We start from the raw sequence: 16,399 nt of genomic DNA, 5'->3' as shown, positions 1-16,399 counted from the left end.
TTGTATGTTAATTTATATTTTAGAGGTGAGATGAGCAGCATGAATGTATGGAAGCTTAAATACTTACAGCCGGCTGCAGCCTGGAATGAAGCGTTGCCCTTGGGTAACGGTAGATTAGGTGCAATGCTATACGGTGGTGTTGAAAGCGAAACATGGAATATTACAGAGTTAACGGCATGGTCAGGTAAAAAGGAAGTTCTAGAAGGTAATGGGAGAGGGAAAGAAAATTTAAAAGAAATAAGAAAACATTTCTTCGCAGGGGATTATGCGGAAGGGGAGGAAGCTGCCAAGCAACATCTGCAGCCTCCCAAAGGGAATTATGGTACTAATTTGCCTGTGTGTGATTTGCTGTTTCACTTTAATCATCAGCAGGATGCAGGTGCATATTGCCGTGAACTGAATTTAAATGAAGCTATTGCACGAGTGACCTATCAAGTCAAAGACATCATATATACGCGCGAGACATTTGCCTCCAATTCGGATGGGGTGCTTGCCGCACGTTTTTCTTGTGAGACTAGAGGAGCCGTTTCATTTCGCTTGCAAATGAAGGGGATGTCAAGCGAGTTTGTCTCATATCCAGTGGGAGAGGACACGCTTGGTTTTAAAGGCCAAGCACTTGAGAGTAATCATAGTGATGGCAGGTGCGGTGTATTCTTTTATGGCTTGACTACCATTGTTGCCCAAGGAGGCAGGATATATAGCGCAGGCTCAGAGATTGTAGTCGAGGAAGCAGATGATGTGTGTGTTTATTTTGCAGCTTCGACTGACTATGAAGCTGAAGCCGTAGGAGCTGTTCAATCTTGGATCCATGAATGCCATAAGCGACTGGATCATGCAGTTGACCTCGGGTATGAGCAGCTCAAGAAAAACCACATCACAGACTACCAGGGGTTGTTTAATCGAACGGATATTAAGTTGGGGAGCGGGATGGAGGACGAGTGCAGCACGGGTGAACAAAGTACGGATGAACGTATTCGCAGTTTAAGGAATGGTATGGATGATCCGCAATTATTTGCTCTGTTTTTCCAATATGGCCGATATTTAATGATCGCTGGATCGCGTGCCAATTCTCCACTGCCCATTCATCTCCAAGGGATTTGGAATGATAATGAAGCAAGTCGAATGGAATGGAGCTGCGACTATCATCTGGATATTAATACACAGATGAATTATTATCCGACTGAGGTTTGCAACCTGGCCGAATGTCACCTGCCCTTGATGCGCCTGATTGAAAGCTTATCTATTGCAGGTAAAGTAACTGCAGAGAATTTTTATGGATGTAAAGGTTGGGTCGCTCATGTATTTACGAATGCGTGGGGCTTCACAGCACCGGGTTGGAATACGTTCTGGGGGCTTCACGTAACTGGAGGACTGTGGATCGCAAGCCATTTACGTGAACACTATGAATTTTCGTTGGATCAAGGATTTTTAACTCAGCATGCTTATCCGATTCTTAGAGAGGCCGCTGTCTTCTTCCTTGACTATATGGTCATACATCCGGACAATGGTTGGTTAGTTACAGGGCCATCGAACTCTCCGGAAAACAGCTTTTATGTTGGAGCTGATAAGGACCATCCCTATCACTTATCGATGGGATCAACGCTGGATCAAATTTTGGTTCGCGACTTATTTGTATTTTGTCTGGAAGCGGCTGAAGGGCTGAAGGTAGATAGTGAGCTGCAGGCTGCTTTAAGTGAAGCGATTTCTCTGCTGCCGCCATTAAAGGTGGGGGAATGGGGGCAGCTGCAGGAGTGGCTGGAGGATTATGAGGAGGCGATGCCTTATCACAGGCATCTGTCACATTTGGTCAGTGTCCATCCAAGTCATCAGGTCAGTCCAAGGACAACGCCGGAGCTATCGGCTGCCGCAAGGAAAACGCTTGAATCCCGAAAGCTTGGGGATGATTTGGAAGATATTGAATTTACCAGAGCAGGTATGGCTGCCTTCTATGCCAGGCTGGAGGATGGAGAAAGTGCTCTTGAGCAGCTATCGCATCTTATTAGTCAATTGTGCTTTGATAATCTGTTTACTTATTCCAAGCCTGGAGTTGCTGGGGCGGAAACGAATATTTTTGTAGTGGATGGTAATTTTGGCGGAGTGGCGGCAGTGGCCGAGATGCTTCTTCAGAGCCATGCCGGGGAAATTCGTCTGCTTCCCGCTCTGCCACAGGCTTGGTCACAGGGATATGTGAAAGGTCTGCGTGCCAAAGGAAATATGGAAGTGGATATATATTGGAAACAAGGGCGATTGAAAGAAGCTTGTATTCGGGCTTTTTCCGATGGTGCAATCACCTTGTGTTATCAAGCAGTGCAGCGGACGTTGGTTCTTAAATCAGGTGTGACATATCAGATTAACGATGAGTTGGTTATTTGGTAAGTAATAAATCGGAAAATGGAGATTCGAAATCCAATCCGAGATGCACAGCCCAAAATAATCTGCAAGTGTAAATCCTTATGGGTCCTGTGTAAATAAAAGGTCCATATCATTTTTTAAGCTCTTCAGAGAAATTAATCTGGAGGGCTTATTAATGTTATACAGACCTGATGCTTTAACGATGAAAAACATCGTTAAAGTAGAAGATCCTTCTCGGCTGCGCACAATCTTCACCCCCTAGCGCTTCGCCCGATAGAAACCCCCCTCCAGCCAAGAGAAAAACCCTTGCTGGCTGTTCGTTTGAGCTTGGTGTTCATGCGATTCGTGCGATTGTAGCTAAAGAGAGGGAATGGCTGTGGGAGGAAGAGCGGTAGCATCCGCCTTTAAAGATTTGTTCCTACCTCCTCAACCATTCCACTCAAAGGAACAAATCTTTAACAGCGGCTGGAGCCCACAGCCATTCCCTCCGCAACGCATCCAAGTCATGAACATGCCCATCAAAGGACGCGGCAAGGCGTCTTTTCTTTAATTAGTCTGATTGCCTTATAGACTTTTATGCTGAAAATAGGTACAATGTAAATTCACAATAGTGAAACGAATTCTAGTATGGAGAAAATGGGGGTTAATCGGGATGGAAAAGCAAATAAAAAAAGTGAAGTCTGCTGATCGTGTTCTAGATATTTTTGAGCTCTTCGCAAATGGAGCAGATTCTTACAATTTAACGGAAATATCCAAAAAGCTGAACATGCCTCCCAGCAGCACCTATAATATATTGCAGAATATGCTGAGTCGTGGTTATTTAGAGGCTGACAAATCGGGGAAGCAGTTCAGAATTGGATATAAGCTGTTTGCTATCAGGAACAGGTACATTCAAGGTACCAGCCTAAGCGAAGAGTTTAATCAATTTGCCGAGAAAATAGTTAATGACCTTAATGAAAGTGTGAGCTTATCCATTTTGAGGGAAAACAAGCTGTATTACATCCGGGATAAGGTAAGCACGCACGGATTGCGTTATACACCTAATCAGGGTGATCCGATTTCACTGCATGCAACAGCTGCTGGTAAAATTCTGCTTACCCAATTTACGATGGAGGAGCTGCGGGCCCTTTATCCAACGAATGAGCTGGAACAAATTACGGATAAGACGATCAACCATTTTGACGAGTTAGTAATCGTTTTGGATAAAGTTAGAAGTACAGGAATTGGATACAATTTAGGCGAGACGGTAAGCGGCGTTCATTGTGTGGCAGGCGGAATATTGGATCAGAATAATAAGATTATTGCAGCGATTAGCATGTCCATACCAACTGTGCGCATTACGGATGAAGTGTGGGAAAGGATCCATTACTGGATTAATCTGGCCACTACTGCACTGAGCAAAAAGTTTATTAGTATATAAATAAGTTCCAATATAACCCATTAGAGGGTGATCTGAACAAACATTGAGGCGTATACAAATGTGTATACGCTTTAAGTCTATTTTCTTACTCCAGCTGGATGTTATATAGATGAAACACCTAATTTTTATAAAAAATCCACTCTATAAATTCTCATATGTGAAAACCATTTATATTTGAGAAAAAATGATTGACAGTGCTGTCTTAGTCACTTAGAATACAGATGAATATAGGGCAAATTGGATGTCGAATAGCGACAAAGGAGGATGAATATTGAAGCTCACTAACATGCAAGCTGACGGGATCAAAATTTGCGAAGGAGCACAAATCACTGCGGTGGCGTTGACCGCCCCTGATGCAAATGATCAAATCCGCTATGCAGCAGCATTACTGGTTACCTATATAAATAAATCTACAGGAGGACAGCTGTTTTGTCTATCCACATCGGACCCGGATATCCCATCTGATATTCATCGTATTTACATCGGAACTTATGACCCGGCCATACAAACGGAAATAAGGAGCAGGCTGGATGGATTGGGTAGTGACGGCTTTATTATTTTTCCATATGAAAATAGTATAGCAATTGTCGGTAACACTTCAGGGGGAACAGAATTCGGAGTGCTTGAATTTCTGGAACGCTATGTGGGTGTGCGCTGGCTAATGCCTGGACCTGATGGAGCGGATGTGCCCTATCATACCGATATTACGATCCCGCTGGTCCCCATATGCGACGAACCGGCCTCTCTTTCAAGACACTTCTTTGGTACAGAGAGCGCGGATACGAGCATCGAATGGGCAAGGCATAACCGGATGCAGGATACGATTCATTTTCATCATAATATGTCGGAGCTTTTTAATCCGCAAGTGTTTCAGGAGCATCCAGAATATTACCCGGATGGAGTTCTTCCAAGTCATCCTGATAATTGGCAGCCTTGTATGAATGACATAACGGCCCGTGTGGCGGCCCAGCGCATCATTACCTTTTTCGAGCAGAATCCAGACGCTATTTCTTACTCTCTTGGAATTAATGATAGCCAGATTTATTGTGAAGCCAATCCTGATCATCCTTTGTACACAGGAAAAATAAATTCAATTGGTTATTTGGATTTGTCAGATGTATATTATCCCTGGATTAATAAAATTGTTGAGAGCGTTTCCGAAATTTATCCTGACAAGTACTTTGGCCTTCTAGCCTACTGGAATGTCTATGATCCACCGACGAAAGTCAAGCTGCATCCACGAATAATACCCTATATTACGGATGATAGAATGTCCTGGATAGATCCAGTCAAAAGATTGGAAGGGCACAAGCACACAGAACGATGGAAACAAGCAGCAGAGCATCTGGCTTTTTATGAATATTTGTATGGCTCTCCTTATTGTGTTCCCCGAATATACAACTATAGGATGGCTGAGAATTACAAATACGCCAAGGATGCTAACGTAATCGCGCATGTTGCCGAGTTGTTTCCTAACTTTGGTGAGGGGCCGAAGCCCTGGATATCAGCCAAATTGCAATGGAATCCAGAGCAGCGGGTCGAGGATTTACTGAATGAATGGGTTGTGCGGGCGGTTGGGTGGAAGGCAGCTCCCTACTTGCTTGAATATTATAATTTCTGGGAATATTTTTGGAATACACGTGTTTTTGTGACAGAGTGGTACCGGAAATGGGCAGATTCTGCTGTAAGGTTCAATTTTCTTGATTTATTTGACTCCAGTTATTTGCAAGCTGTTAGTGATGAAGATTTGGCAGCATGTCGTCTTTTCATGGAGCAAGTGGTCTTTCATGCAGAGACAGAAGGTCAGAAGAAGCGGGCTCTTCTGCTTATGAGCACTTTCGAATACTATGAAGCGTCCACGCTTAGCTATATGCGCGATACACAGACGCCTCGCCCGGCAAGCAATGAAGAAGCGTTGGCGATTTTGTTAGAAAACAGCCGTACAGCGGAAATAGCCGAGAAGCGCTTGCAATGGTTGAAGAATCCGCCAGAAGCTATGCAGCTTATGTCACCAAATGATCTTTTTTCCTTTGAAGGTGTCTGGATATGGAGAGGTACGGAGAGGGCGATAGCTTCCTCAATGGCAGAATGGCTTGATCATTCACCCGATCCTGGTTCTTTTCTTAGCCAGTTGAACATGTATGGAGGGGATGAAGAGCCCATAGCTGTACGGAATTATGCTCGGCTTATTGCTGCCCAATGTAATGGCGGGTTGAATCTAATCAAGGAGGGATCCAATTATACCGAAAATATAACGTGGCACTGGACAGAAAACCCGCTAACCCAAATTCGCACCGGGGCCTGCCTGATTGAAGAAGCTCATCTTGAGCCTGGATGGTATGGGGCGATAATCAGATTGAACGTAACGGAAGAGATGGACGTAAACGCTACGGTAAACTGGTATTTTCATCTCACGAATGAGGCTGGAGAAATAGTCGATAGCGTGATAACCGGCAGAATACCACTGGCAACAACAAAAGGAGATCTAATAACTTTGGAAACTATTTTTGAGGTTGGGGTGGAGAACTGTAAGGCTTCGTTAGCTTTTCGTGTATACGAGATTAAACCCGGAGAGCAGCTGGATTTGGCTATACAAGATGTGGCGCTTTACAGCTTAAATCTTAAATTAGCTTGAATGAAGTTTATGAAGTTAATGATGTTAAATTTATAGAGGAGATGATCCAATGAGGCTCAAAAAGAGGGCGCAGCTATCTATTTTACTTATTATTTGCTTGCTTGGTCTCAGTTTTAATTCCTTCGTGAGTCCAGTAAGTACAGCGTCGGCTGCGAATGTTGACGCTGATTCATCTACCGTTTCTTCCGCCTCCAAATCCGTATCGGATATTAAAGGGCACTGGGCAGAAGCTTCTATCCAGAAATGGCTGGATAGCGGATGGGTTTCCGGCTATGCGAATGGGAAATTCGAGCCGAACCGCAATGTGACAAGGGGCGAGATGCTTGCTCTTATCAACCGTTCCTTCGGATTTGAGGAGAAGGCGGAAGTTCACTTTGAGGATCTCTCCATCAAGGATTGGGAGCATGATGACGTAGCTAAGGCGATACAAGCCGGCTATGTAGAAGGCTATGAAAACAATACGATCCGCAGCAAAAGCATTGTGAACAGAGAAGAAGCGGCTGTGATGATTGCCAGAGTGCTGCATATCGGGGATCAGACAGCTGAGGTTAACGCAAGCGCATTCACGGATGAAAGCAAGCTTTCCGTCTGGAGTAAAGCTTCCATTCATGCACTGGTGAGCCAGAGTGTAATCAATGGATATCCGGACGGAAGCTTCAGGCCAGCGGCTGCATTGACCCGAGCTGAAACCGTTGCCATGCTTGAGCGTGCCCTAACGGCTGCGAAGCTTACACAAGCAACGAAGTATGATGAGCCTGGTGTTTATGGAACTGCCGATAAGGTAACGACAATTAATGGCGATGTGGTCATTAGCAAACCGGGAGTTGTTTTAGACAATTATGTAATTCTAGGCGATCTAACATTGGCTGCTGGCATCGGTGAAGGGGAAGTTTCGCTGCGCCGTGTTTCAGTCAAAGGGAATACGAATGTTCAAGGGGGCGGAGTGAATAGTATTCATCTAGTGGATAGCACACTCCTCCATGTCATCATTGATAAAAAAGCAGGCTCTGTACGTGTGGTAGCAGAAGGCACTACAAGTGTTGAACGAGTAACTCTGCTATCTGCTGCTATCCTGGAAGAGACAGACCTTACAGGTCAGGGCTTCATAAAGGTATTGTTCAGCGATAAGCTCGCTGTTAATTCCTTAATCACTCTCATTGGAGAATTTAATGACGTTCAGATCGATTCCAGGAATAGTGAGGTTCACCTGCAGAAAGGATCTTTGATCCACAAGCTCATCTTAAACGCTGTGGCTAAATTTCTGGGTCAAGGTACGATTCAAACAGCAGAAATCAGAGAAGCGGCAAAGGGTTCAACTTTTGAGCGCCAGCCTGAAAATCACAAAAGCAGTGGAACCGCTGTCGGGACTCTAACCAATAATCCTGGCAGCAACCCGCCAGATCCTGATTCTTTAACGATTGTGGGCAGCAACCAACCTAATGCTGTTGTACTCGTCAGCCCTGGAGCTAGTACGCAAATCCAGGACGCTGCACAATTATTAGTGAGTTATATCGAAAAATCAACAGGCGTACAGCTTGCGGTTTATACGGTTGGCGATACAAATATACCAAGTGGTGGCACACGCGTTTATATCGACAGCATAGCTCCAGGCAGTGAAGCTGACGTGAACGGACTGCTGCAAAATCTGGATGAGGACGGGTTTGTAATCTTTCCAAAGCTGGCGAGCAACAGCATTAGCATTATTGGCCCAACCTCTTGGGGCACGGAATACGGTGTTGATGAATTTCTGGAACGGTATGTAGGCGTACGTTGGCTGCTTCCTGGACCGGACGGGGAAGATGTACCTCAGGTCTCAACGCTTGTAGTAGCTCCAGGAAGTGTCCGGGAGGAACCGGCGTTTATTTCGCGCAAATTTTTCGGGATTGAGACTGTGGCCACGAATGTGGAATGGTCAAGACGTAATCGCATGAACGATAAGATACATTTCCATCACAATCTGTCTTCCTTATTTGATCCGCAAGTTTTTGCTAATCATCCTGAATATTATCCGGGTGGAGTCGTACCGGCGAGCATTCACGGCTGGCAGCCTTGCATGAATGAAGTTACTGCGGAGGCAGCAATTGAGAGGATTAAGGCGTACTTCCTCCAGCATCCCGATGAAATCTCTTATTCATTAGGCATTAATGATAACAGCAATTTCTGTGAAGCCAATCCGGCAAATGCCAGTTATCCCAATCCGCCTCTTTTAAATTCGGTTGGTTATTTGGATATGTCCAACGTTTACTACGCCTGGGTGAATGCAATCGTGGAAGGTGTTCTTGAGGATTACCCCGATAAATATTTCGGACTTTTGGCATACTGGAACGTATTTGATCCACCGACGGCAGTTACATTGAACTCCCGGGTTATTCCCTATATTACGGATGACCGTATGTCCTGGACCGATCCGGTTAAGGGAGCAGCAGGACATCAGCAGACCGATCTTTGGCAGGAAAAAGCAACTAACCTGGCCTTCTATGAATATTTATACGGCTTTCCCTACAGTGTACCCCGTGTCTATTTCCACAGAATGGCGGAGAATTATGCTTATTCTGAAACCAATGGAGTTATTGCCCATGTGGCTGAATTGTTCCCGAATTTCGGTGAAGGACCCAAGCCCTGGTTATCTGCAAAGCTGCAGTGGGATCCAAACCAGGATGTGGATGCACTGCTGAATGAATGGTATGTGCGGGCAGTGGGCGAGGAAGCAGCTCCCTACTTGAAGAGCTATTATGATCATTGGGAACAATTTTGGACAGATCGCATTTTTTCTTCGGAATGGTATTTGAACTGGGCGGATTCTCCGAACCGTAATAATTTTATGAATCTGTATGACTACAGCTATTTAGCAGAGGTTACGGACGAAGACTTGTCACTGAGCCGATCACTTATGGAGCAGGTAGTCCAGCATGCGCAAACAGATGAACAGGTCACACGTGCCGGGCTGCTGCTGCGTGCATTCGAATACTACGAGGCTTCTTCGCTTGGTTACATGCGTAAATCGAAGATAGATGCCCCGGCATCATTAGCAGAAGCGCTGGATATGGTGACTGAATTAAGTATTGCCATGGAAATGGCAGACAAGCAAACCGCTCTGAATCTCGAATCGAAATCAGATCCGATTCTTTATCTGACGAGCAATCCCATTAAGGGAACTTTCGGCTGGAACGGAACCCAGCCTGGGCTGTTATCCTCCTTGCTGCAATGGCTGAAGACTGCACCATCAGGTGAAGCAGAGTCCTTCAAAACGCAGCTTGCGGCAATGGCACAGGAGGCTGAACAACCTGCTGAACATCCCTATCTGAAGTCATATGCCCTGCTTCTGCTGTCCATTATCAATGACGCTCCGAATCTGGTGAAGAATCCTTCATTTGAACTGGGCGAAGCAGGCAATCCGGAAGAGGCCTGGAAGTGGTCTCATTGGCAGAACGAAGCAGGCTCGTTCAAAAGAAGTTCAGCTGTCAGTTATTCAGGCGGCTATAGTATTGAAGCAAGCGGCGTCTCGCCTGTAGGCGGACTTGCTCAGAATGTACCTCTAACTAATCCAGGTAAGTATGGAGCGCTTATTCGTTTCTATGTGCCGGAAGATTCTGAGACCAAAGGAACGGTTCAGTGGTATATCAATTTACGCGATAGCAATAACAATATTGTTGATAGTGTCATTACGGTGTATATGCCGGCTAATGCGAATAAGGGGAAATGGGTGACCATGGAGGCGATATTTAATGTTCCTGCTTCTGCAGTTACGGCAGAATATGGAGCGCCTATATGGAGCTATGGACCTGGTGATAAACTATACATGGATGATATGGCGCTATATTGGTTGGATCCTTCCGCTGTTGAGCCGGTGCAAGTGACCTCTGTAGCAGCGCAGCAAGGTACTATTGAAGTTGTATTTGACAGGCCTCTTAATGCTGAGCCTGCGTTAGCGGACTTTTCCATTGTTCAGCAGCAGCAAACCATTAATGATGGGAAGACTGCACTATCTTCGGTAAAAGAAATAAGTCCAACAGCCGTTTCATGGGATGAAGCAACTCGAACTGCGGTATTGACGATCCCTGATCCGTATGCGGCCTTTTTGGAGCAAAGTATTATATACAGTGTGTCTTATCAAAATCGCACGGCTGTATCCTCCAACCCGCTTAGCTTGGCAGGTGCTGCGAATTTAACGAATTTGGTGCAGAATGCCTCCTTTGAGGATGGGGATGCCCCGTGGTGGTACTGGAAAGAGGGCGCAGGCACGCTAAGTAGAAGCAGCAGTGTATTTAAAACAGGGAGTCACAGTCTGGAGCTGGACGGGGTTTCCTTTGTAGGCGGGCCGATCCAGACGATGACTGTTGAGCCCGGTTTATATGAAGCCGTGGTCTATTATTATACGCCACCAGGCTCAGCAACAGGTGCATCCATTCAGTGGGGGATGAACTTGAGGGATTCCAATAATGTGATTACCAGCAGTGTCATTACACAAAAAGAGAATGTAGCTGCAAGCAATGGCACCTGGAAGATGATTGAAACGATGTTTGAGGTTACAGCACCAACAAACCAAGTTCAGCTTATTTTCCCCGTATGGGATTTGCAGCCTGGAGAGAAAGTGTATCTCGACGATGTGGCCTTGTACCGGTTAGATGCACCTGTGGTTGAACAAGTGGAAATAGAATCCGTTGAGGCTCAGCAAGGCACTGTGGATGTTGTTTTTAAACATGCACCCGCTGAGGCACCTGAATTGTCCAGTTTCGCGGTTAAACAGCGAATTAACAATGGTGCAGCGATAGTGGTGACACCGACAGCAGTGTCGTGGGATGAAGCCGCCCGCATAGCTACCTTAACGATTCCTTCGCACTATGCTGCATATGTGGAGCAAAATATAGTTTACAGTGTTTCCTATGAGAGTGGGGCCTATATAGAGTCGAGTCCTTACCTTGTAGCTGCTGCTGAAAATTTAGTAAACTTGCTGCAGAACGGTTCCTTTGAGGCGGGAGACGCTCCTTGGTGGTACTGGAAGGAAGGCCCGAACGGTACGATGAGCCGGAGCGACCTTGTTACCAGAACGGATGATTACAGCCTTGAGCTTAATGGGGTTTCCTCGGTAGGCGGGCCCGTTCAGACAGTGGTTGTCGATCCAGGCTTCTATGAAGCTGTGGTCTATTACTATACACCTCCAGGGTTAGTATCAGGAGCGACAATGCAGTGGGGAATGAACCTGAGAGATCAGGGTGGTGTTATTGTCAGCAGTGTAGTTACAGATAAGGAACGGGTAGATTCAAGCAATGGAAGTTGGAAAATGATGGAGATTGTTTTTGAAGTGAAGGAGCCGGTAAATCAGGTTCAGCTTATTTTCCCGGCGTGGGATTTACAGGCTGGAGAGAAGCTTTACATTGACGATGTAGCTCTTTATAAGTTGTCAGGAGTACAGGTAAACTAACTCATACGTTGTGCAAGCGGGTGATCGCTGATCACCCGCTATATGTGCGTTATAAAATTAATGTGAAATTCACATATATAAATGATATTTTGATATATAAAAAAGTTATTGACAATGTGTAATTGCAAGGGTTATTATCGATTTGGCAATACGTGAAAACGATTCACATTTATGAAAAAAAGATTGCTTTACTGAGCAGTTATGGAGAAGCATGAATGGAATTGCAAAACGCGTTGTTCGAAGAGCATACAAATGGGAGGCGTCAAAATGAAAGGATTAACAAAGAAATGGTTAGTCATCGTGCTGAGTGTGTTTATATTGCTAGCACTTGCAGCAGGCTGCAGCAGTAAAAATGAAGGAGAGAAACCATCAGCTTCGCCGGCGAATACGGCTGCTGCCGGAACATCACCTTCTCCTGAAGGCTCAGATGTGTATCCGAACGGATTGTCAAAGTCCGAACAGGTAACGATTAAATTCGGGTTCTGGGAAAACGGATACGGGCGTGAGTGGATCGACAATGCCATAGCCAAATTTACCGAAACATATCCGAATGTAAAATTTGATGTAGCCTATTCACCTAAAATTATGGATTTAATCAGCACAAAAATTGCCGCCAAAAATGATAAAGATATGTTTGATATCATTTCACCGGCCTTTAATTCCAAAGATGAGAAGGTACAAGTTATTAAAGCGGGTATGTTCGAAGATTTGACGGATTTATGGGATCGTGTTCTACCTGATGCTAATGGGTTAAAGCTTCGCGATCTGGTGCCAGAAGGCACGTTTGAATTTGCAGAGCAGTATGACAACAAGTTCTATGAGATTCCGATGGGCGGCTCGACAGTTGGTTTGTTTTATGATAAAGCACTTTTTGAACAAAATGGCTGGAATGAGAACCCGAAAACGTGGGAAGAGTTCCTTGAGCTATTGGAAGCTATTAAATCCAAAGGGATTATACCTATTACCTATCCAGGCGTGCATCCTTCCTATCTATCCTTTGCCTTTGGAATTAAACAGTTTGAGCTGGCAGAGAAAAACGGAGATTTGGAAGGCTTCACGCAAAGATTCCGTCAAAGTCAATTGCCCATCTATACCTCAGATGAGTCCAAGGAAGTATGGACACGCATTTATGAGCTAGGGAAAAAGGGATATTTTCCTGCCGGAGTAGCTGCGTTGAACCACACACAATCACAAATGCAATTGCTTCAGCATAAGGCAGCACTTGCTGCAACAGGTGACTGGGTGCAGAACGAGATGAAGGATTCCATTCCCGACGGCTTTAAATGGGGCTTTATGGCGATTCCCTTCAGCAGCAAGGCAGGCGATAACGTGTGGGTAGAAAATTATATTGGCGCAGGCGGTATCATGATCTGGAAAAATAAAAGTGATCTCGTTAAGAACTGGGCCAAAGAATTTAACATGTTTCTGCTGACGAATGACGTTCAAGCCTATAACAATAAATTTGCCGGCATTTATCCTATTCGTAAGGACTTCCTTGACAATCCCGAGAATATCAAGGAAATGCAGGATGCACCAAGAGCCATTATGGAGTTCGCGAAGCAGAACAAGATGAAGCTTGGCTTAACCTCCAAAGAAGTCATTATCGGAGGGGCAACAGCTGCTCAAGCGGATAAGCTGACTACGGAAATGATCAATGAGGTAACCATAGGCAAGAAGGATCCCATTCCTGTCCTGGAAGAGGCAGAGAAGCTGATCGAGAAGGCGATTAAAGAAAACAGCAAGTAAAAAGCACTACATAAAAAAAAGCGATTCATAAAGGACAGCAGGATGAGGAGGAGGGGGAGCCTTATAAGTTTCCCCTCCCTTCAACGTCTGAAGCAATGTGAAAGGAGAATGAATTATGGGAGTGCCAGAAGCAGTTCAAGCACATACAGCCCGCAAAGGGTCATTAATGAGCAAAAGCAACACACAAAAGCGATTATTCGTATTGTTGGCAGTTTGGCCCTGTTTTCTCGGGTATTTGTTATTTAATTTATATCCAAATATCGTATCTGTGTATTATTCTTTCCTGGAATGGAACGGAATTAGCGAACCCAAATTTGTAGGGCTCGATAATTTCGTTTATATGTTTCAGGATAAATATGTATGGAGGGCTCTTTACCACAATTTGTTGCTTATAGTCACTGTTCCTTTTCTAACCGTATATATTTCACTCATTTTATCTTACCTGCTTACGAACAAGCACTACTTTGAAGCCAAAGTATACAGGGTGCTTTTCTTTGTTCCCAATATTTTGGCCATCGTCGTCATTGCCTTGTTATGGGCATTTATCTATGACGGAAGTTACGGGATGCTGAATGCTTTGTTAAAAGTGATCGGTATAGATATGAACGAATATTACTGGCTTGCCGAGAAGAGTACAGCTCTTTGGGCACTACTGCCTCCGATGATTTGGAGTGGTGTTGGACTGTATGTCATTATTTTTATGAACGCGATGAAGACTATTCCTTCTTCTTTATATGAGGCTGCTATATTGGAAGGCGCCAGCCATACAACAAGGCTATTCAAGATCACGATTCCGCTTCTTAGCCCGATTATACGCATTGGTTTTTTGTTTCTTGCACTTGGTGTGTTCAAAGGCTTCGAATTTATGCTCATTTTAACGAACGGCGGTCCGTCTGGGGCAACTGAAGTGATAGGTCTGTATATGTTCAGCATGGCCTTTGGCAGCACCTCCCATAATTACGGATATGCTTCGGCTATAGGGATGTTCCTGTTTGTGATTCTAATTGCTGTGAAGTGGATTATTGACCGGTTTGGACCCAAAGACAATCTGGAGTATTAATTGATTTTATACTGAAAGCAGGGAAGAAAATTGAAGACAAACGAGAACACGATAGTGGATTGGATCTGGAGAATTGTTTTGTTTGGATGGGCACTTACCATTATTGTCCCGCTATTGTGGGTGATCTATGAGTCTTTAAAAACAAATCAGGAGTTTTTCGCAGACGTATGGGCGCTTCCGAAAATTTGGGCTTGGGAAAATTATAAAAATGCTTGGGTTTCTTATGAGCTTGGCTCCACGATGTTGAACACTTTGTACTATGTTGGCGTCAGTCTGCTGCTAGGAACGTTTCTTACAACAATTAATGCCTACGCCTTGGTGCGGCTGCAATTTTCAGGGCGCAAGCTGATCTGGTCCATGATTATGCTTTCCTTGTTTCTACCGGGAATTAATGCGTTGGTGCCTCAATACATATTGATGCGTGATTTACATTTGCTCAATAGCTTAACAGGGCTAATTATTTTGGACAGCTTAGGCGAAAGTGTGTTTTTCCTGATGCTGCTAGGAGGATTTATGCAATCCCTTCCCAAAGAGCTGGAAGAAAGTGCATATATGGATGGAGCTTCGCTGTTCCAAACCTTCCTTAAAATTATTGTCCCATTGTCTATGCCGGGCATTGTTACGGTTGCGATATTTAAATTTCTAGGATTATATAATAATTTCCTGGGGCCGTTTATTTATTTAAGTGACGCCAGTAAACATACCATCGGTGTAAAAATGTATCATGCCAACCAAATTATGCAATACAAATCCGATATGGTCACATTATTTGCCGGTGTGACGATTGCCATGCTTCCCACCCTAATTATTTATATCTTATTCCAAAGGAAGATAGTTGAAGGGGCGACATTGGGAGCTGTTAAGGGTTAGGCCGATACAGGAAATCGGGGGAAATGCAGGGATACAGGGAAGGCGAAAGTTAACCGGGGCGAGGAGTGGGATCGTGTGTGTGCATTGCAATTACAAAATAAGGTGATTCTTATAACGGGAGCTTTGGGGTTAGCGGGAAAAGCGGCTATAGAGCAGTTTTTGTCCAAAGGAGCAGCAATTGCAGCCATGGACATTAAAGAGACAGACGACTTTGCAGAATTAAGTGATCTCCAGCAGAAGTATGGAGCGGAGCGGCTCATTTACATCAAAGCTGATTGCACGCAGGAAGAGCAGATCAAGAGCGCCATCATACAAATTGATAGCAGCTTTGGCCGATTAAACGGTTACTATCATAATGTATATGTCAATCCTTCGCTTGCTATAGCTGATATGTCTTTGTCAGAATGGGAGCACTCGCTGCGGGGAACGTTGACTAGTGGGTTCCTCATTTGCAAGCATGCAGCACCGCTTATGATGGCTTCCGGAGGAGGCGCTATCGTTAATAATTCTTCGATATTGGGCTCTAGGGTCAGACCTAATACGGCTGTATATGGTACAGGAAAAGCTGGTTTAGAGCAGCTGACCCGAGCCATTGCATACGAATATGCTGCTTATGGGATCAGGGCAAATACTATTGTTCCTGGCGATTTTAAATCAGAGCAGCAATTATTGAGTCTGCCTCGCGAGCATATGGAGGGAATGAAGGTTGAGTCGTTAATCGGCAGGAGCGGCACCCCGGAGGAAATCAATGAAGTGGCTGCTTTTTTATTGTCTGATGCTTCCTCGTATGTAACGGGATCCAGCTATCCTGTGAATGGAGGGCTGTGGGTGTGACAGAGGAACATAGGGAACACAAACACATGGAGCACATGGAGCACATGGAGCACATGGAGC

8 protein-coding genes are annotated in these 16,399 nt (G+C 44.8%); all 8 read left to right on the top strand.

The features are described 5' to 3' along the window. Positions 1-39 precede the first annotated feature (39 nt). Positions 40-2,376 (top strand): glycoside hydrolase family 95 protein, encoded by a 2,337-nt coding sequence (locus tag J2Z66_RS08430; protein ID WP_209970950.1) that lies wholly within the window; start codon positions 40-42, stop codon positions 2,374-2,376. 628 nt (positions 2,377-3,004) lie between these two features. Further along, entirely contained in the window at positions 3,005-3,772 is a 768-nt protein-coding gene (locus J2Z66_RS08425) for an IclR family transcriptional regulator (protein ID WP_209970949.1), read from the top strand. 271 nt (positions 3,773-4,043) lie between these two features. Continuing rightward, complete coding sequence (locus J2Z66_RS08420) at positions 4,044-6,407, top strand: DUF4838 domain-containing protein (RefSeq protein WP_209970948.1); 2,364 nt, start codon at positions 4,044-4,046, stop codon at positions 6,405-6,407. 49 nt (positions 6,408-6,456) lie between these two features. After that, positions 6,457-11,829, top strand: coding sequence for a DUF4838 domain-containing protein (locus J2Z66_RS08415; protein ID WP_209970947.1), 5,373 nt, complete (start codon positions 6,457-6,459; stop codon positions 11,827-11,829). Positions 11,830-12,096: 267 nt separating this feature from the next. After that, positions 12,097-13,575, top strand: coding sequence for an ABC transporter substrate-binding protein (locus J2Z66_RS08410; RefSeq protein WP_209970946.1), 1,479 nt, complete (start codon positions 12,097-12,099; stop codon positions 13,573-13,575). Positions 13,576-13,690: 115 nt separating this feature from the next. Further along, positions 13,691-14,635: a carbohydrate ABC transporter permease gene (locus J2Z66_RS08405; RefSeq protein WP_209970945.1), complete on the top strand. Its 945-nt coding sequence runs from the start codon at positions 13,691-13,693 to the stop codon at positions 14,633-14,635. Positions 14,636-14,665: 30 nt separating this feature from the next. Further along, entirely contained in the window at positions 14,666-15,505 is an 840-nt protein-coding gene (locus J2Z66_RS08400) for a carbohydrate ABC transporter permease (protein WP_209970944.1), read from the top strand. Positions 15,506-15,580: 75 nt separating this feature from the next. After that, positions 15,581-16,339, top strand: a complete 759-nt coding sequence (locus J2Z66_RS08395) for an SDR family NAD(P)-dependent oxidoreductase (RefSeq protein ID WP_209970943.1) — start codon at positions 15,581-15,583, stop codon at positions 16,337-16,339. Positions 16,340-16,399: the final 60 nt, after the last annotated feature.

Source organism: Paenibacillus eucommiae (assembly GCF_017874215.1).
Taxonomy (GTDB): Bacteria; Bacillota; Bacilli; order Paenibacillales; family NBRC-103111; genus Paenibacillus_AI; species Paenibacillus_AI eucommiae.
Note: the sequence above shows the minus strand (reverse complement) of the source record. Positions and strands in the feature narration are given on the sequence as shown.